The sequence below is a fragment of the Mycobacterium sp. E796 genome, from assembly GCF_001672815.1.
Classification (GTDB): Bacteria; Actinomycetota; Actinomycetes; order Mycobacteriales; family Mycobacteriaceae; genus Mycobacterium.
The window spans coordinates 1-22,062 of record NZ_LZKK01000374.1 but is presented as its reverse complement, the minus strand read 5'-3'; the positions used below and the strand labels follow the sequence as shown (position 1 = coordinate 22,062).

20 protein-coding genes and 2 pseudogenes are annotated in these 22,062 nt (G+C 63.9%); 5 read left to right on the top strand and 17 right to left on the bottom strand.

Translation table 11 applies throughout. The features are described 5' to 3' along the window. Window positions 1-3 precede the first annotated feature (3 nt). On the top strand, window positions 4-309 hold the full coding sequence (locus A5706_RS31065; RefSeq protein WP_068140367.1) for a ferredoxin: 306 nt from the start codon (window positions 4-6) through the stop codon (window positions 307-309). Between the two features lie 212 nt (window positions 310-521). Here the strand turns inward: A5706_RS31065 and A5706_RS31060 are convergent, their stop codons facing one another. From A5706_RS31060 to A5706_RS31015, 11 genes and pseudogenes are all read right to left on the bottom strand, one after another. After that, window positions 522-1,598 (bottom strand): hypothetical protein, encoded by a 1,077-nt coding sequence (locus A5706_RS31060; protein WP_068140251.1) that lies wholly within the window; start codon window positions 1,596-1,598, stop codon window positions 522-524. Next, window positions 1,598-1,943: pseudogene (locus tag A5706_RS35415) on the bottom strand (alpha/beta hydrolase fold domain-containing protein); the annotation flags it as partial. The gene A5706_RS31060 and the pseudogene A5706_RS35415, both read right to left, overlap by 1 nt. A gap of 159 nt (window positions 1,944-2,102) precedes the next feature. Beyond that, window positions 2,103-3,014 carry an SDR family NAD(P)-dependent oxidoreductase gene (locus tag A5706_RS31055; protein ID WP_156767428.1) on the bottom strand — a complete coding sequence of 304 codons (912 nt, stop codon included), beginning with the start codon at window positions 3,012-3,014 and terminating at the stop codon, window positions 2,103-2,105. Next, entirely contained in the window at window positions 2,998-3,486 is a 489-nt protein-coding gene (locus A5706_RS31050; RefSeq protein WP_068140245.1) for a nuclear transport factor 2 family protein, read from the bottom strand. The genes A5706_RS31055 and A5706_RS31050 overlap by 17 nt, the downstream gene beginning before the upstream one ends. Window positions 3,487-3,556: 70 nt before the next feature. Then, the gene (locus A5706_RS31045) at window positions 3,557-4,318 is read right to left on the bottom strand and encodes a TetR/AcrR family transcriptional regulator (RefSeq protein WP_068140242.1); all 762 of its coding nucleotides are present in this window, start codon (window positions 4,316-4,318) and stop codon (window positions 3,557-3,559) included. A gap of 38 nt (window positions 4,319-4,356) precedes the next feature. Then, on the bottom strand, window positions 4,357-5,394 hold the full coding sequence (locus A5706_RS31040) for an acyl-CoA dehydrogenase family protein (RefSeq protein ID WP_369831984.1): 1,038 nt from the start codon (window positions 5,392-5,394) through the stop codon (window positions 4,357-4,359). Window positions 5,395-5,411: 17 nt separating this feature from the next. Beyond that, entirely contained in the window at window positions 5,412-6,551 is a 1,140-nt protein-coding gene (locus A5706_RS31035) for an acyl-CoA dehydrogenase family protein (RefSeq protein ID WP_068140239.1), read from the bottom strand. Continuing rightward, complete coding sequence (locus tag A5706_RS31030; RefSeq protein WP_068140237.1) at window positions 6,551-7,327, bottom strand: crotonase/enoyl-CoA hydratase family protein; 777 nt, start codon at window positions 7,325-7,327, stop codon at window positions 6,551-6,553. The genes A5706_RS31035 and A5706_RS31030 overlap by 1 nt, the downstream gene beginning before the upstream one ends. Further along, window positions 7,324-8,742, bottom strand: a complete 1,419-nt coding sequence (locus A5706_RS31025; RefSeq protein ID WP_197518039.1) for an aldehyde dehydrogenase family protein — start codon at window positions 8,740-8,742, stop codon at window positions 7,324-7,326. Before A5706_RS31025 ends, A5706_RS31030 begins: the two co-directional genes overlap by 4 nt. A 17-nt stretch (window positions 8,743-8,759) precedes the next feature. Then, window positions 8,760-9,866: a zinc-binding dehydrogenase gene (locus tag A5706_RS31020; RefSeq protein ID WP_068140230.1), complete on the bottom strand. Its 1,107-nt coding sequence runs from the start codon at window positions 9,864-9,866 to the stop codon at window positions 8,760-8,762. 183 nt (window positions 9,867-10,049) lie between these two features. Further along, a complete protein-coding gene (locus tag A5706_RS31015) occupies window positions 10,050-10,670 on the bottom strand; it encodes a TetR/AcrR family transcriptional regulator (protein WP_231985484.1) in 621 nt (206 codons plus the stop codon). A gap of 261 nt (window positions 10,671-10,931) precedes the next feature. On the opposite strand from A5706_RS31015, the gene A5706_RS31010 reads away from it, so the two are divergent. After that, the gene (locus A5706_RS31010) at window positions 10,932-11,834 is read left to right on the top strand and encodes a hypothetical protein (protein WP_068140227.1); all 903 of its coding nucleotides are present in this window, start codon (window positions 10,932-10,934) and stop codon (window positions 11,832-11,834) included. A 562-nt stretch (window positions 11,835-12,396) separates the two neighbouring features. Here the strand turns inward: A5706_RS31010 and A5706_RS31005 are convergent. Then, complete coding sequence (locus tag A5706_RS31005) at window positions 12,397-13,971, bottom strand: acyl-CoA synthetase (RefSeq protein WP_231985483.1); 1,575 nt, start codon at window positions 13,969-13,971, stop codon at window positions 12,397-12,399. 200 nt (window positions 13,972-14,171) lie between these two features. Between A5706_RS31005 and A5706_RS31000 the strand changes: the two genes are divergently transcribed. Both A5706_RS31000 and A5706_RS30995 read left to right on the top strand, forming a co-directional pair. After that, window positions 14,172-16,103, top strand: coding sequence for an NAD(P)/FAD-dependent oxidoreductase (locus tag A5706_RS31000; RefSeq protein ID WP_068140221.1), 1,932 nt, complete (start codon window positions 14,172-14,174; stop codon window positions 16,101-16,103). Further along, window positions 16,100-16,987, top strand: coding sequence for an SDR family NAD(P)-dependent oxidoreductase (locus A5706_RS30995; protein ID WP_068140217.1), 888 nt, complete (start codon window positions 16,100-16,102; stop codon window positions 16,985-16,987). Before A5706_RS31000 ends, A5706_RS30995 begins: the two co-directional genes overlap by 4 nt. 87 nt (window positions 16,988-17,074) lie before the next feature. On the opposite strand, the gene A5706_RS30990 is transcribed toward A5706_RS30995, so the two are convergent. Then, the gene (locus tag A5706_RS30990; RefSeq protein ID WP_068140214.1) at window positions 17,075-17,512 is read right to left on the bottom strand and encodes an SRPBCC family protein; all 438 of its coding nucleotides are present in this window, start codon (window positions 17,510-17,512) and stop codon (window positions 17,075-17,077) included. A 240-nt stretch (window positions 17,513-17,752) separates the two neighbouring features. Here A5706_RS30990 and A5706_RS30985 point away from each other — a divergent pair, with 240 nt between their 5' ends. After that, entirely contained in the window at window positions 17,753-18,991 is a 1,239-nt protein-coding gene (locus A5706_RS30985; protein ID WP_068140211.1) for an NADH:flavin oxidoreductase, read from the top strand. On the opposite strand, the gene A5706_RS30980 is transcribed toward A5706_RS30985, so the two are convergent. The 4 genes and pseudogenes from A5706_RS30980 to A5706_RS30965 form a co-directional block, all read right to left on the bottom strand. Continuing rightward, window positions 18,968-19,900, bottom strand: a complete 933-nt coding sequence (locus A5706_RS30980; RefSeq protein ID WP_068140207.1) for an alpha/beta hydrolase — start codon at window positions 19,898-19,900, stop codon at window positions 18,968-18,970. The two genes, A5706_RS30985 and A5706_RS30980, sit on opposite strands and share 24 nt — an antisense overlap. Then, window positions 19,897-20,748, bottom strand: coding sequence for an IclR family transcriptional regulator (locus tag A5706_RS30975; protein WP_068140357.1), 852 nt, complete (start codon window positions 20,746-20,748; stop codon window positions 19,897-19,899). Before A5706_RS30975 ends, A5706_RS30980 begins: the two co-directional genes overlap by 4 nt. Window positions 20,749-20,956: 208 nt before the next feature. Then, on the bottom strand, window positions 20,957-21,865 hold the full coding sequence (gene bphC, locus A5706_RS30970) for a biphenyl-2,3-diol 1,2-dioxygenase (protein ID WP_068140204.1): 909 nt from the start codon (window positions 21,863-21,865) through the stop codon (window positions 20,957-20,959). Between the two features lie 14 nt (window positions 21,866-21,879). Beyond that, window positions 21,880-22,062: pseudogene (locus tag A5706_RS30965) on the bottom strand (hydroxylase); the annotation flags it as partial.

Below are 22,062 nucleotides of genomic sequence, written 5' to 3'. Positions count from 1 at the left end.
GTGATGGCAGACCAGTCCTCACTCAGGACGGACAATCGCCTCGACGAGGTGCCGATGACGCCGGTTGCGTGCGACACCTGCGGCGCCGCGGTGCTGGTCCGCAAAAGCAGCTGGGACCAGACCAGTGTGCAGTGGAACGCGGCCGCGACCGCTCGATGCTCCGAGCGAGCCCAGGCGCAACAGATTTCGATGCTCGAGGATCGGGGTGTGTTCCTGGCCTGTTCAGCACTCAGTGAATCGATACGGCACGCGGTGCGGCGCGGCGAGCTGGCGATTGTCGACGAAACAGCGGGCGCGCCAAATCCATAACCCTATTGCTGAGTTTGCGATCTTAGGGGCGGGCGCCCCGATCGACCATGACTTCAGTGCCGGAACAAGCCGGCCAAGGAGATGTCATAGCCGACGACAGTGGTCCCTCTCGAGGAGCCTGACAACGACACTTGCCCGATTCCCAGAGCCGGCGCCAGTAACGACGACACGGCGATCGGCCAAACACCGCAATATCGCAGTCCCTTTCCGACTCAGGCGATCTGGAAGGCGCTCAGCGGCGCATCCTCAGGGTAGGACGCAGGCGCACCTACGTCGTAGGCAGCGTTAAGCGCCTTGATGAAAGCCGGATCGTGCAGCGGTTCGCTGGGCACATCGAGCTTAATGCCGCGTGATTTGAGGTCGTCGACCATCATGCCGATGGCTCGTTCGACGGTCAGGTCGTCGCTGCCGTCCATGTTCTTCTTGAGTTCGTCGTAGTCGGAGAAGACTTCGGCTGACCAGTGCACGAGAAACCGCAGATCGTCGGTGTGGTGGCGGGCGATGACCGTGTCATCGCTTTTCAAAAGCCAGTGGTCACGATCATCGGGGTCTCCGGTGAACACGGTGTCAAAGGCCAGACCGGCGGGAACCTGTTGGTCCAGTGGGCCATTGGCCTCACCACGGTGCATCATCATCTCGTTTTGGACCACCACACCGCGATTGTTGATCGGAGGTAGGACGCGCCCAGGCGCCTTGAGGGGTCCCTCAGGCCAATAGGTGAAGCCGCTGTCGGTGTCCAGAGAAAACCAGGTGATCACCTGGGCCATCTTGATCAGGTAGTCGCTGAACAAGCCGGACTTGCCCATCACGCTGCATAGCCAAGTCGGCGCGTTCTCATAACGGACGCCGCGGAAGCTGGGTGAATCCAGGTGTCCGGGGTCGCGGTTGGCGCAGGGCCCGTTGATGTTGAACAGCATCATCTGTGGCTTTGCGTACTCTGCTTTCCAGTAGCTTTTCGCGAGCCCCACAAACTGCGCGTTGTAGAAGCAGTCGTGCAGTTGCGGGTAGAGCACCGTTCCATAGTTAGCCAGATAGCCGCGGAAGGTCGGTGTCAAGAAAAGATCCAGCGACGGGGTGAATCCTTCGGGGAAGGAGCCGCTCATGGTGGCGATCAATTCCTCGGCTGAAGCGAAGTGTTGAGCGATGATCAGCTTCCACGGGCCTTCGGTCCGCACTACGTCGAGTAGGCGTTCACGTTGGTCGTCGCTGTAGACGTTGTCGATTTCGCGAGGCGGTGCGGCCGGCCGCAACAAGTTGGACAGCTCCATCCGCCGCTCGTCGGTGAGCATCAGGTGTCTCCTCTGTCGTTCGTGATTGGCTTGGATTGTGCGGAGTGCGAACCAGGCATAGACGGTCGGTGTCCGGTGACCGGGACGTCAAAACCGCAGCGGATGGCAGAACTTCGCCCGTAACAGCGCGCCGATCTCGGCGACGGCCAGCCGTCCGCGCGCGGTTGCCTCGGGATGCATGAGGAACCCGTGGTACATCCCCGGGTATCGGGTGGTGGTGGTTTGTACGCCCGCATCGCGCAGGCGGGCGGCATAACGCTCGCCCCAGTCATGAATCGGATCGCACGCGGCGGTGACGACAATCGCGGGTGGCAGACCGGAAAGGTCTGAGGCGTAAGCCGGGTTGACCTGGGCCGGGAATGGTTGTCTCGCTGATACTGACCATCTCGGGCATTGCGTTGGTGGGCGCAGTCGATTCGAGAGTGGCACGCACCGCGGCCAAACCACGTTGGTGCATGGGAGGGATGTGGCCGAAGGATGCGACCCGTGCCGCGGCGTCGGGATCTAGGCGAGGGGTGGACATCTGTGCTCGGCAGGTTCGAACCGGCGCGTGGTGTGCGACCTTGGAGGCCGTTGTGCGGCGAGCGTGTTGGCCCGTTCGCTCATCGCCGACCCGACGGCCTCGGGCTGCGTAAGGAGGTAAAACCGGCCTTCGGCGGCTTGTTCGAATAGAGTCTCGGCGGCGGCTAACGGATCCATGGCCTCGGCTTTGATGTCGAGCATGGCCGCGCGCTGGGCCTCGGCGGCGGTGGTGTCGCTGGTGGGGCCGGCGTCGACGCCGCCCGCAGATTCAAAGATGTTGGATACCACCGCACCAGGCAGCACGGCCTGCACGTGAATGTGATCGCCGTGTCCGGCTGCGTTAACGTCGAGGTAGAGGCATTCCGTCAATGCGAGTACGGCGTGCTTGCTCGTGATGTAAGGGGCCTGAAGCGGTATCGTCACCACCCCCCCGATCGACGACAGGTTCCACACCCAGGTTTGTTCCTCCAGGGCCATCATCTTGGGCAGAAACGCTCGCACGCCGTAGAACACACCGCTGATGTTGATATCGACGACTCGGCGCCAGTTGGCCACCGGCGTGTCCCACAGATAGCCGAACTGCTCGACCCCGGCGTTGTTCACCAGCAGCCGCACCGGCCCGACGTCGCGGTAGGTTTTGTCGGCGAGCTGCTGCAGGGCATCGGCATCGCGCACATCGCACTGCTCATCGAGCGCTATGCCGCCCCGCGCGCAAAGCTCATCACGGAGTGCCGCGATGGCATCGGTATCGATGTCGGCCAGCACAACGGTCATCCCCAACCGGCTGGCGTAACGGGCCAACCCGGCACCGATTCCGGCGCCGGCGCCGGTGATAACGGCGACCCCGCCGCCGAACGCTTCGTCGACGTTCACCGCGCTAGGAAACGCTGGCATCTGACGCGCGACTGGCGCTCAGTTCCGAAAGCAGGACCGAATTGGTGGCATCAAGCACGACGTCCATCTCGGTGAACTCCAAACCCGCGGCGCCACGGCGGACCGCGACCTCGACCACCCCGCTTGACACCACGAACGGGACGAAGTTGGTGATCTGGTTGACCAGGATGTAGAACCGGGCACGGGTGACGTCGCCGTCGGTGCCCGTGCGGTGCACATTGGTGGCATGGTGGCGCAACGGGTACGGGCTCTGTTTGCGATGCTCGATCATCCACTCCATGACGGCCTCCCGGCCCTGCAGCTCCGGTGACATCAGTTCCTCAAACGGGCTCGCACCGGAGTCGCTTCGGGTCACGTAGTGCACGTCTGCCGCGTAGCTTGCCGCCAATTCGTCGTAGCGCGCCTCGTCGTAGTGATACCAGAAGCTGTCGATGAACTCCTGCAGTTCGGGCAGGAGGATGTCATTGCTCATGACGCCAGTCAACCGCGGGTGTGGTGCCGATAACACAGGTAATGCCGTTCAGTGGAACACGCACCCGCGCCTAGCCGTCCATCGGCGATTTGCACTGGGGCTCAGCGGCGCGGCCGCGTTGAACTTTGGCGATGATGTCGCCGGCGGTCGCCTTCCACCCCTCAACGCCGCCGATCGCCATGGTGAGGCGAACCACACTGCCGAAGGCGCCACGGCGCACGCCTTCGATGCTGCGTTCCCCGGGCCGGGCGTCCGGCGTGCCAGCGTATCCGGGCACGCAGTCAAATGCGCGCAGACACAGTTCGGTCAGGTCCGCCCGCGTGATCTTTTGCGACTGAATCCATTTCACGCACGCGGCGCGAACGAACGCCAGCCAGCCCTCGATGGCAATCTCGGTGGCGTCGCGCGGACCTCCCTCGGCGACGAGTTTGTCCGCCATCCGCTGGCCGATGACATTGAGCTCTTCGGTAATAATCGCCTGAATCGCCGGATCGTCCGACAATGCACCGCGGTTGATCGCGATCGCTTCAAAAGGATGATCGGCAAAATACTGGATGTGGGCCTGCAGTCCACTGGCAAGCTGCGCGGCCAGCGGTAGCTGCGGATCGGGATTGGCGCGTGCCAGCAACCGCTGACTCGCGCGGGTGAATATCGCCACGTATAAATCCCGCTTGCTGGGAAAGTAGTGATACAGCGACGCTCTGGACACACCTGCGCGCGCGGCGATGTCCTCCACCATGACATCTTCGTACGGCTGCTCAGCGAACAACGCGGCCGCCGCATCGAGCAGCTGCTCACGCCGCTGCTGCGGCTCTAGTCGGCGCCGTTGCATCCCATACCCTCCGCCCGATCAAATTCGCCGACTAATCACTAGCCAGTGATTAGGCCCCATAGCCCTCGTGCGCCTGCCTGCACTGCGGCGGTGGTCAGCCGGTCGTCCCAGTCATGAACCGAGCCGAATTCCGATCGCCACGCCAGTGCGGCCCGGGTGTACTCGTGCAGGCGATGCTCGCGGGTAGTGCCGATAGCGCCGTGGACCTGATGGGCGTTGCGCACGACAACCGACGTGGCATGACCCAGACACGACCGCGCCACGGCGACCAGGAAGTCCAGGTTCGACGCCGACCAGTCGCTGGTGACCGCGACGTTGAGCGCGGCCTCGGTCGCGGTACGCGCCAGCGCGGCTTCGGCGGCGATGTCGGAGATCAGATTTTGCACCGCCTGGAATTTCGAAAGCGGGCGACCGAACTGAATGCGCGCTGTCGCATGCTCAATCGATAGGTGCAAGATCTGATCCAGCGCGGCACACCCCTGGATCGAGCGCACCAACGCCGATCGCAGCCCCAGCTGAGCAACCAGATCCGCTGCCACTGGGAGACCGCGCAGGGCCGCCACGTCGACGGCCACCGTGTCACGCGGCTCGCCGATCAGATTGGCGCCACGGGTGATGTCCAGTTCTGCGGCATCGATGTCTGCCATGTGAAACGCCCCGGCGGCTGACCACACGACCACGATCCGGTCCGCAACACCGGCCCAGGGCACAAAGCTGGCGATTCCATGCTCGCCGATGACGCAGACGGTGCGTAGCGCACCGTCGACGGGCATCTGGTTCGCCTCCAACAACCAGCAGGCCAACAAGTCGTGTTCTGCCAACGGAATTCGCACCCCGTGGCGCACCGCGGCGGTGAGTAATTCGGCCGCCTCATACCAACCGGCTCCACTGCCGCCAGCCGACTCGGCACCGGTCAACCGCACCAGCCCGAGATCCTCGAGGCGCTGCCACAGCCCCGGATCCCGTGTAACCGCCACCTCAGGGAGCGCCGCGGGCGGACGCGACCGGCGATGTTCTGCCAAGACACTGTCGATCATGTCGATCACCGCCGGGTCGACGGAGGCCCGTCCAGACAAAGAAACCGGGGTACCTTTCACCGAAGCCCCAGATCCCGGGCGATTACGCCGCGCAATACCTCGTTTGTGCCGCCGCGCAGCGTAAAGCCCGGACGCTGATCCAGGGCCGCGCGGACCAAGGTCGAGAACATCGCATCGGAGCAGCCACATAGGTCGGCGAACTCTGCGATGTCACCCTCGGTGCCGGTGCCCAGTACCTTGACCACCGCAGCGCAAACGTCGGCGGGATCATGGCGCTGCAGCGCACCGGCCACGGCGCTGGACATGTGGTGCAGGGCGGCGACCCGAGCCACCAGGGCGCCCAAATGATTATCACGTGAGATACGTTGCGTCGCGATGTATTCGGCGGCTTCGGCAAGCAGCACAAACGTCGAAAGGAACCGCTCGGGTCCGCTGCGCTCGAAGCTTAGCTCCGACGTGACCTGCCGCCAGCCTGAACCAATCTCGCCGAACACCATGGTGTCGGCGACAAAAGCCTCATCGAGGATGACCTCGTTGAAGTGATGCGCGCCGTTCATCGAGATGATCGGGCGGACATGCACATCGGGGCTGCGCAGATCCACGATGAACTGGCTCAGACCCCCGTGGCGATTCGCGGGATCCATCGGCGCGGTACGCGCTAGTGCGATGAACGCGTGAGCACGGTGGGCGCCCGACGTCCACACCTTCGTACCGGTGAGCGCCCAGCCACCTTCGACGGGTGTGGCCCGGGTGCGCACGCTTGCCAGGTCCGAACCCGAGTCGGGTTCGCTCATGCCGATGCCGAAGAAGCATTCGCCGCGCACAATCCGCGGCAAAAACTCCATCTTCTGCAGTTCGGAACCATATTTGAGCAGCGAGGGCACGATCTGACGGTCGGCGATCCAGTGCGCGGCCACCGGCGCGCCGGCCGCGAGCAATTCCTCGGTCACAACGAACCGTTCAAGAAATGAACGCCCGTGCCCCCCATATCTGGCGGGCACCGTCATCCCCAGCCAGCCACGCGCGGCAAGCGCGGCGGTGAACGTTTCATCCCAGCCCGTGAGCCAGGCATCCACGGAAGGGGTGAACAACCCGGCGGCACGTTGCTCCGCGAGGAACTGACGCACCTCAGCGCGCAGCGCCTGTGTCGATGAGAGATCGGCAACGGCCGATGGCACCAACCGGGGGAGCGACACTAGCGTGTCCTCCACTTCGCGATCCGCTGTTCGTGCTCGGGGTCGCGGTGTGCCAGGGGCTGCATCGCCGCGGCCATGCCCAGCGTCGATTCCAGCGAACCCGTTCGTGACTCCTGCAGCAGGCGTTTGGCCATCCGCAATACATGGGCGGGATTCCCGGTGATGCGCTCGGCAAGCGCATGCGCCTGGGCGAGCAGGTCATCATGGGCAACCACTCGGCTCACCATGCCCCACTGCAGGGCGGTTGCTGCGTCGACGCGCTCGCCGGTGAATGTCATTTCAGCGGCCCGCTCGTAGCCGACGGCCCGTTGCAGAAACCAGGTACCTCCGTCGCCGGGGATAAGACCGAGTTGCACGAAGCTCTCGGCGAACGACGCACGCTCGGAAGCGATTCGAATGTCACACATCAGCGCCAGATCGCAACCCGCCCCGATGGCGGCCCCGTTGATCGCACCGATCAACGGCACCTCGAGACGGCTCAAGGCTCGGGGAATGCGCTGAATCCCGTTGACATACGCCCGCCGTTGATCGAGCGGATCCAGGCCGAACATGCCTTCGCGATCGGCCATTTCCTTGACGTTGCCGCCTGCGGAGAAAATTTTGCCCTCTCCGGTCAAAATGACTGCGCGCACCGAGGTGTCGGCGTTCGCATCATCGACAGCGGCTTCGAAGGCGGCGATGAAATCGTGGCCCGTGATGGCGTTGCCGGCCCCGGGCGTGCTGATCGTCCACACCTGCGTCGGACCCGCGGTAACGACATCCAGAGGCGCGTTCATGCGGGCAACTGCAAGGACTTGGTTTGCAGGTACTCTTCGAAACCTGCGCGCCCCAGTTCGCGGCCGATACCGGATTTCTTGTAGCCCCCGAATGGTGCGACCGGGTTGTACTTGCCGCCATTGATGTCGAGCTGGCCGGTTTGCACGCCACGAGCGAACGCGATCGCCCGCGCGGTGTCAGCGGCCCACACGGCACCTGATAGCCCATACGGCGTGCCGTTGGCGATCCGCAAAGCCTCGCTCTCGTCGGCATACGGGATGACGGCAAGCACCGGGCCGAAAACCTCTTCCTGGCCCAGCTCGGAGTCGGGATCAACATCGGCAAACACCGTCGGAGCCACGTAATAGCCGACATCGCGGACCTTCTCAGCACCGCCGACGAGCAACCGCGCGCCATCGCGCTGGGCGCGCTCAATAAATCCCAGCACCGTCTCGTACTGCGCGGCCGAGGCCGACGGACCGATCCGGGTGGCCGGGTCCAAAGGGTCTCCCACGGTGTATCTCGCCACCGCATCCCGAACCAGGTCGAGCGCCTCATCGTAGCGGGAATGGGGAACCAGCATGCGCGTCCAGGCCATGCACGTCTGGCCACCGTTGAGGAAGGCGTTGCCGACGCCGACCTTGACCGCTGCCACAAGATCGCCGTCTGCAAGGACGATGTTCGCTGACTTGCCGCCCAGTTCCAGGGCGACCTTTTTGACCGTGCGCCCGGCCAACTCACCCACACGCGCGCCGACGCCGGTGGAGCCGGTGAACGACACGAAGTCGATATCAGGGTGCTCGGCGATCCGCTCGCCGATCACCCTGCCGCGCCCGGACACCAGGTTAACCACCCCGGCCGGCAGACCTGCCTCCTCGACGGCCTCGACAAACTCGAACACCGACAGCGGCGCCTCGTTGCTGGGCTTGAGCACCACCGGGCAGCCCGCCGCGATCGCTGGGAGCACCTTGGCGACCACCTGATACAACGGATAGTTCCAGGGCGTGATAGCGCCGACCACGCCGTAGGGCTCGCGAATGACCAGTGAATTACCTACGCGCTCTTCGAATTCGAAGCGATCGAGCACCTGGGCGAAGCCACGAGCCACGGCCAGCGGAACCTGCGTTTGGACGGTCTGCGAAATCCGTACCGGTGCGCCCATTTCTCGTGTGATGGTCTCGGCGATATCCGGAAGGCGCTTTTCCACCGCGGCGATCACAGCGGCGAGGCGCTCGCGGCGCTCGGCCACGCTGATCAGTGGATCGAAGGCGCGCCGGGCGGCCGCCACCGCCGTATCGACGTCGGCTACTGTGCCGTCAGGCACGCAACCGATCACCTTCTCTGTTGCCGGGTCGATCACATCGATTGAATCAGTGTTAGTCGATTTCACCCATTGGCCGTCGATGAAAAGCGTTGTGCGCGTGTAATCGTGCATGGTGATCCTTCGGGAAGTCAGGGGACGATGCTTGCGCGGACATCGCGCTTGCCCTCGGCCGCGGCGAACGCGTCGTTGATGTCGTCGAGCGAATACTGGGCTGCCGCAAGCCGCTTCAGCGGCAACCGATCCTGATGCGACTCGAGGAACATCAGTGCTCGCCAGAGCACGTCGGGTTCGTACAGCGAGACGCCGACCATCGACTTGTTGGCGAACACGAAGCGGGACGGCTCGAATGGGACGGTCTGGCCGATGTTGATATTGCCGATCTCCACGTAACGACCGAACTGGCCCAACATCTTCAGCCCCTCGTCGATCGCGGAAGGATGGCCGACCACTTCGACCACGACGTCGGCGCCAAAACCGCCGGTCAACCTGCGCACGACCTTGGCCCGCTCCTTGCTGGTGGTCACCTCGTTGATATCGATCACCGCATCAGCGCCGAATGCCGTTGCCAAGTCCAGGCGTTCAGCAACCCCGTCAATCGCGACGACCTGGGCGGCCCCCCGAGCCTTGGCCACCGCAACGGCGTACAGGCCCAAAGCACCAGCACCTTGCACCACGACGGTGTCGCCGAGCTGCTGGTCGACGCGTTCAAGGCCGTACATCACCTGTGACAACGCACAGTTAGCGCCCGCGGCCACCTCGTCGGACACGGTATCGGGCACGCAGTACACGACCGCACCCGCGGGCAGCAGAAAATAGTCGCCGTAGCCACCGACAAAGTACGGCGGCTCATCGGCGCGGCCAAGCATCGCCATTTTCAAACGCAGGCACGCGTTTCGCCTGCCCGCCAAACAGTTGCGGCACTGGTGACAGCAGAAGAAATACGGGAACACCACGCGGGTGCCCGGCGCCAGCGGCCTGCCGTTGGAGTCCGCGGTCACATTGTCACCGAGCGCCTCGACCGAGCCCACCATCTCGTGGCCGAGAACGGTCGGGAGTTGACCACCAAGACCACCAGTGGCAAACGTTCCATGCCAGGCATGAAGGTCCGAACCGCAGATGTTGGTGCGCGTCACCTTGATCAAGATCTCACCGGCACCCACCTCCGGCAGGCTGACCGACTCGATTTCGAACGGTTGACCCGGCGCGTTGAATCGCGCGATGCGTCCCTTGAACACGGTGCCGACGTTCCTCTCACTAGCAGTTTGATGCGACCGCAGTCACTGCGCTGACGTGAGGCGCGCACGGTATCGGTGGTTAGGCGCATGCACGGCGACGAGCGATGGGTCAAGCAGTGGCTTGCTCGCCGTCGAATCTAAGTCGCGACGCGGGATGCTGGACGCGGGTCTCCCGCCCAGCGGTCACCGGATTGGTCGGTGACTGGCGCGCGGAGTAACTGGATCGGCGGGCAGGGCAGATAACGACGCAACGACCATCTCGAAGCCGACTCGCAGCGCAGATTTCAAGTAACCAAAGTCGCCGCCGTCGACCCAATGAACGTAGGCCTGCCGACACGTTTGTATGACGAGTTGAGCGGGAAGCTCGCGGCGGAAGGGATCTGCGCCGAGGTCGAAGCGGGTTGCGAGAAACTCTGAGACGGGCGCGGCAAGATCTTGTCCCCAATCAAGCCACCGCAGCCGATACTGCGGGTCTTTGATCATCAGGGCTAACAGCCGACGGTCTATCTCAACCTGTCCGCGCTTGGGAACCTCGCTGCTAAATGCCTCAACTAGGGTGTCGACGGCATCGCTTGTCGGTGCTGCCTGCCGCAGGACTTCGATGCTGAGCCTGCCGAATTCCCGAAATAGCGGCATGACGACGTCTTCTTTGACCGGAAAATGGCGGTGAAAGGTACGGGGCGCAATACCGGCCGCCTCGCAGATGCGCTCGACAGTTGCCGACATCGATCCCTCGGCAAGAAAGATGTCTCGCGCAGCCAGCGCAATGTCCAAGCGAAACTGCTCGGCACGCCGCTGGCTCAACGTCGGCCTCCTCGGCGCAGTCACGTCTCGCTCCCTGGGTCCTTTACGTGCGATTGACTCGTGCTCGCGCATCGTAGCTGGAAGCAACCGCCAACCCCGAGCGCTTCGCACCTACGCGACTTCTGTCCCACCCAGCGGACACGTGCAACGCGGGCCCAGCCTGTTGCCCCTAGCTTTGGCATGTCAGTTTCTGCCTACTGGTGCAGAGTCTGACATCGAAGGTCCGTGTCACGGTCGGCTCGACTGCCAGAGGAGGCGCAAATGACCACTGATCAAGCTGAACTCAACTACGACGACTACACGCACGATTTCATGGGTAAGGTCGGCAATATCCAAGATTTCTCGCGGGACTTTCTACTGGGGCTGGCCCGCGTATTCGAGGACACTCTCAATTTCGTCCCCTACGCGCATGTGACCACCTACGCGCACAAAGTTGGCATCAACGCCGCCATGGATGTTGCCGCGGAGCTGAGTCGCGCGGTGATGCGCCAGGTCATGCCAATGGGCCGGTTCATCGCGCCTCCTGGATGGGACTGGAAAAACGCGCAGTACCAAGCGATCCCGTTCGATGTCCAAACCGAGGATCTGACTAAGCCGGCGTTGCTGCGGCTGATCAAAACCTACTGGGATCAGTACCTTAAGGGGCACAACTACTTCATCGACCAGTGGACCAAGATCATCCCGGAAGAGGATGTGTGGTTGGCCCTGCCGGACATGTATCAATTGATCATCGATTACGAGTACCCGAAGCTGGCGAAGGTGCTCAAGATCGAGCCCGTCCACGTTGTTGACTTCCTCAAATTGGCGTGTTTGAGCATCGACGGCACCCTGGGATACGGCGGTGAGTACATCGTCTACAACCCCGATCATGTGGTGCTGAACATGCGTCGATGTGAAGTCCTCCAAAAATACACCGACGAGGGCCTCTATCCGCCGGCGCGAGCATGGATGAACTGCACCTTCGAACAACGGATTTCTGCGCCGTTCTTTCCCGGCTGCAAGCTCGATATCAACTTGCCGCCGAAGGACTTCAAGTTCGCACAAGGTGAGCCGTTCTGCGTCTGGACCTACACCCGCGGCGAGGAAAATCATCGGGCTGCCGCGGCTGCGCCAGACCCACGGGCCAGTGCAATGAAGAAGATCCCCATCATCCCGGTCTCTTGATCGACACACACCGGCCGCCAAAACGCCGCAGTCACTGACAATTACAGCTGCCCGAGGAATCAGCCCCGGCATTCATGCGAGCCAACACGGCCCTTTCCCACACGGCGGCAACGCGCGTAGAAGCGGGCGTTCGGGCGAGATGGGCTGGCGCCCGTTCAGCGTGCTTTCGTGCGTTGTCGCCGTCTGCGGGGGTGGGCGGCGCCCGCGATCGAGCAGTGTTTCCTCATGATGCATTTGGGTTGCCGACGGCAGCCTTATACCCGCGGCCGGTCAGTGGAAGCCATCTGCCCGTGCGCGGTCGCTTCGGTACAGAATCACTGTCACTGCAGGATCCGCTACCGAGTGTGGCGTTCGGATGCCGCCGAGATGGGTGGGCGCATGCCCGCGCGCCCGGTGGTCCACATCAGCCGCCACGCCTAACGCAATGGGCCGACGGCAAGGATGGCGAGGTAAGCCCTGCGATGCTTGTCGACCTGCACGAGCGCGGGATCGGCCAGCTCATCGCGCGGCTGCGCGTGAGCACCGGTGGGCCGCCGGTCTAGCGCGACCCAATCGGCGGTGCTCAGGTCGAGACCGGCCGAGGGTCGCTAAAGCGTGCGCGCAGCTCGCGCTTAAGTAGCTTGCCGCTGGGGTTTTTGGGCAGCTCATCGACGAAGAAGACCTGCTTGGGTGTTTTGAACCCGGCCAGATGCGCGCGACAGTGCGCGATGATCTCGTCCTCGGTCAACACGATGCCCTCGCGCGGCACCACTGCTGTCACCACGGCTTCGACCCACAGCGGATGTGGCAGGCCGAACACCGCAACTTCGCGCACACCGCTATGCCGGTACAGAACTTCTTCCACCTCGCGGCTTGCGACGTTTTCCCCGCCAGTTTTGATCATGTCTTTCTTGCGGTCCACGACATGCAACAAGCCGTGTTCGTCATAGAAACCCAAATCGCCTGAGTGAAACCAACCCCCGCGAAATGCCTCAGCAGTGCGTACCGGGTCGTCAAGGTAGCCAAGCATCAAATGCGGGCTACGGTGGGCGATTTCGCCCACCACGCCAGGGGGCAGCGGGCTGTCGTTGTCATCGAGGATCGTGGTCTGCACGTTGAGCACCGGGCGCCCTGCCGAGCCCGGATGCGCGTCTTGTTCGTCAGGTCCCAGCGCCGAGGCCAGCGGCGCCATCTCGGTCTGCCCGTAGAAGTTCCATAACCGCAGATTGGGGAGGCGCTCACGGAGCTCGGCAAGGATCTCGGTGGGCATCGCCGAGGCGCCGTAGTAGCCCTTACGCAGGCTGGACAGGTCGACGAGGTCAAACACCGGTGAGCGAAGCAACGAGATCCACACCGTCGGCGGCGCGAAGTAGTTTGTGACACCGTACTTCTCGATGGTGCGCAGCACCCACTCAGGCTCAGGGCGGGGCAAAATGATGCTGGTCGCGCCGAGATAGATGTCGGTGGCCAGGAAATTGTCTAGCTGTGCGCAATGATAAAGCGGCAGCGAATGGATTTCGACGTCGTCGGCGGACATCGAACCGGCCACGATGGTGCTCACGTATTGCCCGATCAAGCTGCGGCTGCTATGCATTGCCCCCTTGGGGCGTGACTCGGTGCCGCTGGTATACATCAGCCGCACCAGCTGGTCGTCGTCAATGCGGGGTAGTAGTGCGGTCTTCGTTGTTGTCAGCCAATTCGCCAAGTCGTCCCAGCCCGGCGGGGCCGGCCGGCCGGCCGGCATGATCGCCGCCCTGGTCGTAACCGCACCGCCGAGCTGCATCGCCTGTTCTGCTGTGGCAATCAGCCCGGCTTCGACGATGATCCCGCGGACCTTGCTGTGGCCCAGAATGTAGGCGATCTCTTCGGCGGTGAGCATGAAGTTGATTGGAACCAGCACCACAGCGGCCCGTGCCGTGGCGAATGCCAGTACCGCGTACTGCCAGCAGTTGTGGGCAAGCAGTGCGATACGGTCGCCGGGTTGGAATCCGTTGTGCTGCAATGCCGCGGCCGCCCGGTCGACCAAGTCCTCGAACACCGCGAAGGTGAGGGTGACCTCACCATCGATGATGGCGATCTTGTCGGGATGCTTGTGTGCCGACCGGCGCGGAATATCGCCAAGAGTATGGCTGCGCGCCCGCGCGATGGTTTCGTCCAATTCGGTTCGATCACCTGTCACAATGCCATTCCTGCCGGTCGAGGGCGCGGCCGTGCGAGCAACTCGTGCAACCGCTGACCCCGCCTAGCCAGTAGATCTCCCGACACGCTAGGCGCGGTGGGGCCAACGTGTGGCGGCAGTGTCCCGCTCAGTAGACAAGACCGCGCACCTGGCGATCCGGGCGTTCGATACTCGCTGCCATGAGAACAGGTGCCCCCGTCACGACTGGCAACATTCTGCGGGCAGAGGTGGATCCGGACGAACTGCGGGCCAACCTGAGCAAAGCCGACGCCGGGGTCCTGGTTGCCGTACTGGCACAGCTGACCGGTAACCCGCAGGTCGTCGAGCGGTTCGCACCCGAAATCACCTACGTGCCTGACCCCCCGGAGCAGGCCGGAGTCACCGATCCCCAGACCACCGCCGAACTGGTGGAGGCGGTGCTGGCCGCGGTCTTCTCACCCGATCCCCACCAGGGTGTGCCCGCCGATGACCCGGATTTGTTCGCGCGGATCGCTCCGGTGGCACTCGGGGGTCCCGTCGACGCCGAGTATTTGCCGCTGTTGTTGGAGCAAGGCGGGTTTCAGCCCGCACAGCCGGTGTTGCCGCGCTCGGCCAAACTTCCCGACGGCTTTCGCGTCGCAATCATCGGCGCAGGTATCGCCGGGATGACGGCTGCGCTCGCCTGCGCGGACGCCGGCATCGACTACCTCGTTTTCGAGCGAAACGACGAAGTTGGCGGCACCTGGTACACCACCACCTATCCCGGTATCGGGGTGGACACCCCTTCGGCGTACTACTCGTTGTCGCGCGAGGTCAACGGTGATTGGTCGAGTTACTACCCGATGGGCCCGGAGTACCAGTCCTATCTGGTCTCGGTCGCCGATAAAAGCAGTCTGCGCCAACACACCCGGTTCGGCACCGAGGTTGAAGCATTGCACTGGCAGGAGCGACGCAACCAGTGGCAGATCCACGCGGTGGGCCCCGACGGCACCCGCGACGTCAGTTACGCCAACGTCGTGATCCCGGCCGCCGGCTACCTTAACCGGCCGCGCTGGCCGGATTTGCCCGGCCGCGAAACATTTTCGGGCATCTCGGTCCATTCCGCGCTGTGGGACCCGCAGCTGGATCTCACCGGCAAGCGGGTCGCCGTCATCGGCGCAGGATGCACCGCGGTGCAAATCGTCGATGCATGCGTCAACGACGTGGCGCACCTGACCGTCTTTCAACGTCAACCGCATTGGGTGGCACCGCGGCGGCGAGCCACCGATGACGTCCCGGACTATCAGCGGTGGCTGGGTACCCGCCTGCCCTACTATGCGAACTGGCACCGGCTCAAGTCGTTTTGGGGGACAGGGGACAACAACTACCCGGTCATCTTGTATGACCCTGACTGGGCTGCCGAGCACCTGTCGATCTCGCCAGCCAATGACGCGTTGCTTCAGCTCTGTCGAAATTACATTGACCAGGTCTTCGGTGCGGGCAGCGAGCTGGCCCGCAAAGTCACTCCGGACTTCGCGCCCTACGGCAAGCGCATCATCCGCGATCCGGGCGGCTACTACGCGGCCCTGGCGCGCGAGCATGTCGACGTCGAGGCCAGCGAACCCGCGCGGGTCAACGAGGCGGGCATCGTGACCGCCGATGGCCGCCAGATTGACCTCGATGTGATCATCTATGCAACGGGCTACTATCTGGATTTCCTGTCCACCGTGGATATTCGCGGCCGCGGCGGCAAGAGACTGACGGAGGAGTGGGGTGATCGTCCGCGCGCCTACCGGGGTGGGACCGTGCCGGGATTTCCGAACCTGTTCATCTCCTCGGCCCCTAACTACAGTCCAGGGCACGGTGCCGGACACAACTTCGGTGTCGAGGTGATGGTGCACTACGTGATGGAATGCCTGCAGTTGATGGCGCTGCGCGAAGCATCCACCATCGAAGTGACACCGCAGGCCTACGACGATTATGTCGCTGCCATCGATGCGACGATGGCTGGCACCGTGTGGTGCCATACCCCGACGGCACATACCTATTACCGGTCGGGCGGGGGACGGATCGTGACCGCATTCCCTTACCGGCTCGTGGATGTGTGGCATAGCCACCGTGCTCCCGTCGAAGAGGACTTTGATTTGCGGTGAGCCAAATGCTCTGCGGCAAAACGGCGTTGGTCACCGGCAGCAGCCGCGGTATCGGGCGCGCGATCGCCCAGCGCTTGGCGGCCGAAGGCGCCACGGTGGTCGTAACGGCCCGATCCCACAACCCATCTTCGTCGACGCGCGCCGGTACGGCCCGGACGCTGCCAGGCACCATCGGTGAAACCGTCGAACTGATCAAAGCTGCGGGCGGCAAAGCAGTCGCCGTCGCCGCCGACCTGGCAGACCCCGCGCAGCGCGCGGGTTTGGTCGAGGAGGTGCTCGAGCGCGCCGGCCGCATCGACATCCTGGTCAACAACGCCGGGTTCGCCGACTATTCGGTGATCGAGGAGATGAGCCTGGACACATTTGACCGGACCGTGGACCATTATCTGCGAACACCTTTCGTTCTCACCAAGGCCGCGATACCGCACATGCACGAACAGGGCGCGGGCTGGATCGTCAACATCGGTTCAGTGACTGGGCTGGCCCCGGCCCGTCCCTACCGGGAATACAACAAAACCTCCGGCGATGTCATCTACGGTTCGATGAAGGCCGCGCTGCACCGTTTCACCCAGGGTGTGGCCGCTGAACTGATGGATGCCAACATCGCGGTCAACTGTGTGGGCCCGTCGACGGCGATCCGCACACCCGGTGCCGCACAACTGATTCCGGACTCTTTCCCGACCGAGCCGGTGGAGTATTTGGCCGAAACGGTGCTGGCGATGTGTCACTTGCCGGCCGCTGAGCGCACTGGACTGATCGCGTTCAGCCTGCACTATCCGTGGTCGCAGCAGCTACCGGTGCGAAGCCTGGACGGCGGCCGTTTGCTCCCGCCGCTGCAACCACCCCCCACTGCTAATCCCAATATTTTGCCCGCTGGGCTCTAACGTCGCGCAACCCGGGGCCCTCGGCGCTCGGTCATGTGGGAACGCATCGGCACAGCACCAGATGTCGGGATGATCTGTGAGGCCGCTTCAGGTCGGCTGGCGTTCTGCACCTCGGGCTAGCGCACCGGCCATCCGTGGCATGCTCGCGCGCAGCATCATCCAAATCATGGGCCCTGTGAACGGGATTCGCGCGCGAAACGTCGATTGCCACACGATAAGGGATCCGCCCGGCGCGTCGTGTATATGGACGTCCGCGCGGTGGCCGGCGACGGGGATGCCAGACAAGATGGCATAGGCGTGGTGGTGCGGCCGGTGGCCGACGAGAATCTTCTCGCGCATGGCCAGGCCGCTCACCCTGACTTGGCGTATGGCCCCTTCTCGCGTGTCCGGATCTCCCGGGTACTCCCAGACGGCGTTCCGCACACCTGCCAACCAATCCGGCCACCGCTCGACATCAATAAGCAGGTCGTAAACGACCTGCGCTGGCGCGGCGCAAGCCTGCTCGAATCGACACCAGAAGCGCACGCTTTGAAGCTAGGTGATGAAAAGATCCGAACTGCACGCGCCTTCCCGTCCACCGGGACGTCCGACTCGGACACGCGGAGTGATGGCGCGGCCGGGTCGGGTCACCACCCAGTCAATTCACAAACACTTCGCCGCCAGCCATGCACCGACTGTAAGGCAGACGGCCGGTGCCAGCCGTGGTCTTCCCGACTATCGGGAGACCGCCTTGACCCTGAACACGACCGAGGCCAAGGTTAGCTGATGAGTGCGACCCGGCCCGATCCGTTTTCCCCTGCAGTACTGGGGCCAGCGACGTTGCGTAACAGGGTGATTAAAGCTGCCACCTCGGAAGGGCGCTCACCAGACGGGCTGGTCACCGAAGATCTGATCGAGTTTCACCGCAGCTTCGCCCAGGGTGGTGTCGGTATGACCACCGTCGCCTACTGCTGTGTGTCACCGGAGGGGGCCAGCGCCCCCGGCCAGATCGTCATGAGCCCGGCGGCGCTGCCGGGACTACGCAAATTGACTGACGCAGTTCATCGCGAAGGCGCCGCGATCTCGGCCCAGCTCGGTCACGCCGGAGTAGTGGCCCAGAAGAAGCTCACGGGGCTGACACCCGTCGCTCCGAGTCGCTTCATCAATCCCGCGTCGATGTCGTACTGCCGTCAGATCACCCGCGAGGAGATCCGCGCGGTGATCATTCAGTTCGGTCACGCCGCGCAGTTGGCCGTCGACGCTGGATTCGACGCCGTAGAACTCCATTTCGGCCATTTGTACTTGCCGAGCTCGTTTCTGAGCCCGCTGATTAATCGCCGGCGCGACGTCTACGGCGGCAGCATCGACAACCGTTCGCGATTGGTGCGTGAGATCGCCTCTCACGTGCGCGGCGTGGTGGGCCGGCAGATCGCGGTCATCGCCAAACTCGACATGGACGACGGTCTGCCGGGCAGCATCTGGATCGATGAGGCCTTGCGGACCGCCCAGCTACTTGACGCTGACGCTGCCCTGGATGCCCTGGAACTCACCCAGGGTTCCTCGGTGTTCAAACCGATGTACCTGTTCCGCGGCGATGTCCCGGTCAAAGAGTTCGCCGCCGTGATGCCGCCGTCGATGCGGGCCGCGGTGCGGGTCTTCGGTAAGTGGGGGATGGGCAGCTATCCGTATGAGGATCTGTACATGCTGCAAAACGCCCGTCAATTCGTCCCCGTCATGCGCAACACCAAGCTGATCTTGCTCGGCGGGATCACCAACCGCGACCACGTCGAGACGGGCCTGCGGGAGGGATTCGATTTCGTGGCCATGGGCCGGGCACTGCTGCGCGAGCCGGACCTCGTCGCCGCGATGATCGCCGACCCCACGGTGCGCAGCCGCTGCACCCACAACAATAAATGCATGGTCACGGTGTTTGGCCGCACACATTGCGTGCTCGACCCCGCGCAGCGTTACGGTGCGGCACAATCTGTGCCCGCGACGGCATTATCGCTGCAGGATTTCGGTTAACGCGGCGGCGGCTTCTTTGCGGGCGCGGTGTGCGATATCAAACGCAGGCATCGTCATGAAGCCGTGGATTCCGCCGGCATAGCGCAGCTGCACCGTGGTCACACCGGCGGCGTCTAACGCCGCGCCAAACGCCAATCCTTCGTCGCGCAGCGGATCGTGTCCGGCGATCACCACCACCGCGGGAGGCAGTGCCCTCAGGTCGGCGTTGAGCGGTGTGGCGTATGGGTGCGCGCGGTCGCTCACCGAAGGCACGTACTGATCCCAATACCACTGCAGTGCTGGCGTGGGGTTGTAGTAGCCCCGGCCGAACAATCGGTAAGAGTCTGTGTCGAAGTCGGCGGCGATCACCGGATACAGCAGCAACTGGGCCGCCAGCGCCGGATCGCCGCGGTCGCGGGCCATCAGCGCGGTGACGGCGGCAAGGTTGCCGCCGGCGCTGTCGCCGCCCACGACAATGCACCCTGGGTCAGCGCCCAATGTCACGGCGTTGTACGCCGCCCACTGGGTGGCGGCGTACAAGTCCTCGGCGGCGGCAGGCCAGCGATGCTCGGGCGCCAACCGGTAAGCCACCGAAACCACGACTGCGGGCAACCGGTTGGCCAGATCGCGACACAACCCGTCGTGGCTGTCCAGGTCGCAGAACACAAAACCGCCGCCGTGGGCGTACACCAAGAGCGGCAACGGTTTGGTGTGTCCTCCAGCGTCCGGGCAATAGATCCGCACGGCTATGTCGCCGCGCGGGCCGGGGATGTCCTCGTCGCGCACCTGGGCGACATGTTCGGGCTCGGCGGCCGGCACGAATCGTGACCGGATCGTCGCCCTGGCCTGCGCTCCGGTCATGGTGTGGACCGGCGGGAAGTTCGCGTCCAGCGTCTCGATCAGGGCGCCGATCTGTGGATCAAGGCTCACGCGTACTGCAGGGCCGGCTGCGGCTCGGTGCCCGGGCGCGGAACCAACAGGGGTCGCAGGGGCTGCAAGGTGGGTGCGACGCGCTGCGCGCCGTCATCGACGTTGCGCCAGATGCCCATCGCCGTCACTCGGACCGGGGCGACCAGCCGGTGATCGAACGTCATCCGATTCATCGGCCCGCACACCGACACCGCCGCGACCGCTTCACCGGGATTGCCGATGGGTGCGGCCACACAACCGAACCCGAGCAGTGATTCCTCGCGCTCGAAAGCCACACCGTGAGCTCGTACCTTGGCCAATTCGGCGGCCAGCTGGGAGCTGCTCGAGATCGAGTACTTGGTCTTGCGGGCCTGTAGGTCCACCGCAGCGTCGTGGTCGGCGAAGGCCAAGATGGCTTTGCCGACTGCCGTACAGTGCGCCGGTTGACGGCTCCCAACCCGGGTGGGCAGCAGGGCGATCACCCGATCGCCGACCTTCTCAAGGTAGACGACATCGGGCCCATCCAGCACCGCAAGGTGTGCGACCAGCCCCGTCGCGCGGTGCAATTCGCCCATCAACGGGGTGGCCGCGCGGACCAGGCGGTCTTGATGCACGGCCAGTGACCCCAGCTCCACCAGGCGCATGCCGAGCTCGTAGTCGCGGCCGCTGCGGCGCAGCCAGCGCAGCTGCACCAGACGCTCAAGCATCCGGTGTGCCGAGGATCGTGGTAGGCCGGTGCGGCGCACGATCTGGGCCAGCGTCAACCGTCCCGATCCTTCAAAGGAGTCCAACAGCAGCGAGATGCGGTCGATGACTGCGCTCGGCGTGGATGGATCGACAGGGGCAGCGTCGCACCCGGTTCCCGACATCATCGTCCTCCAAACTTCAGTATGACTAGTCGTAATATCTCAGCTAGAAGGATTTCTACCACATTGGTGTGGGTGCTGTCACACACGGCGTCGGCTGTGCCACCGACCACAGCTCGAATCTGGACCAGCCAGGTGGAGAACAGCGCAGGTCAGCACCCCTCAACGGGGTTCAGCATTGGCCCGCCCGACGGCGGCGACACAGGAGTTGTCAGGGCTGCATGGCCGCGGGCATTGCGCCGAGCCACTGGTGGCCCCAATAGCTGTCGGCGGTGATTTCCTCCGCGGTGTAATAGGTTTCGTCGACCCGCATCCCGTCGGTGCCGAATTCGATGTCCCAATCGCCGGGTGCGCGGACGTAGAACGAGACCATCTTGTCGTTGGTATGCCGGCCCAGCGTGGACGACAACTGCAAGCCCTCGGCGTTGACCCGGTCCAGCGCCTGCCCGACAGCGTCGAGGGTGTCGACCTCCACCATGATGTGCACCAGGCGCGGGTCGCGCTGATGGGCCGCCGGGCAGATCGCCAGGCTGTGGTGGCGCTCATTGATACCCAGGAAACGCACCCGCACCGGGCCAAACTCTTTGGGCAACGGCACCCGGAACGCACCCCGGGACCGAAAACCGAGGACCTCGGTGTAGAAGTCGAAGAGCCCATTGGCATCGATCGCGGGTACCACTACGTGGCCCAGACCCTGATCACCAGTGACGAACCTGGCGCCGAACGGAGTGATGACCGGGCTGTGATCAAGGACCGCACCGTGGAACACCTCGAGCGTGGTGCCAGCGGGGTCCTCGAAGCTGATCACCTCTTCGACGCGGCGGGCCTCGGCCTCCTCGGTCGACAGCTGTTTATACGGCACGCCAGCGCTATCCAGAGCGGCCTGCACCCGCAGCAATGCCGGGTGGTCGCGCACCTCCCAACCGACGGTGAGCACGCGGTCGGTCTCACCGGGCACCACAATCAGCCGGGCCGCCCGCTCGTCCATCCGCAGATATAGCGCCGACGGGTCAGGGCCCTTGCCCTCGGCGAAACCCAGCACACCGAAGGCAAAGCGGCGCCAACCGTCGACGTCGTTGGTCGAGATCGTGATGTAACCCAGGCTTTTCAGATCGCTCACAAAAGCCGCCCTGTCTAAATCATCGCTCGGAGTGGACCTTGCGGGTCGACGCCGAGGGAGCTCAGCGCCGAGGCGTGGTAGACCGTGCCGGGGACGTGGATGGCGTGGGCCTGCCCGACATGCACGTCCCGCCAATACCGTTGCAGGGGCTTGTCCATCCGGGCCGCGTTTCCGCCGGAGCGGGCGAAGATTTCGTC

Coding starts and splice junctions, on each gene's coding strand:
- A5706_RS30975 (WP_068140357.1), bottom strand. CDS start 20,748: ATGTCGGGAACCGGGTGCGACGCTGCCCCTGTCGATCCATCCACGCCG.
- A5706_RS31000 (WP_068140221.1), top strand. CDS start 14,172: ATGAGAACAGGTGCCCCCGTCACGACTGGCAACATTCTGCGGGCAGAG.
- A5706_RS31025 (WP_197518039.1), bottom strand. CDS start 8,742: ATGCACGATTACACGCGCACAACGCTTTTCATCGACGGCCAATGGGTG.
- A5706_RS30985 (WP_068140211.1), top strand. CDS start 17,753: ATGAGTGCGACCCGGCCCGATCCGTTTTCCCCTGCAGTACTGGGGCCA.
- A5706_RS31010 (WP_068140227.1), top strand. CDS start 10,932: ATGACCACTGATCAAGCTGAACTCAACTACGACGACTACACGCACGAT.
- A5706_RS31055 (WP_156767428.1), bottom strand. CDS start 3,014: ATGCCAGCGTTTCCTAGCGCGGTGAACGTCGACGAAGCGTTCGGCGGC.
- A5706_RS31050 (WP_068140245.1), bottom strand. CDS start 3,486: ATGAGCAATGACATCCTCCTGCCCGAACTGCAGGAGTTCATCGACAGC.
- A5706_RS31065 (WP_068140367.1), top strand. CDS start 4: ATGGCAGACCAGTCCTCACTCAGGACGGACAATCGCCTCGACGAGGTG.
- A5706_RS31045 (WP_068140242.1), bottom strand. CDS start 4,318: ATGCAACGGCGCCGACTAGAGCCGCAGCAGCGGCGTGAGCAGCTGCTC.
- A5706_RS31030 (WP_068140237.1), bottom strand. CDS start 7,327: ATGAACGCGCCTCTGGATGTCGTTACCGCGGGTCCGACGCAGGTGTGG.
- A5706_RS31060 (WP_068140251.1), bottom strand. CDS start 1,598: ATGCTCACCGACGAGCGGCGGATGGAGCTGTCCAACTTGTTGCGGCCG.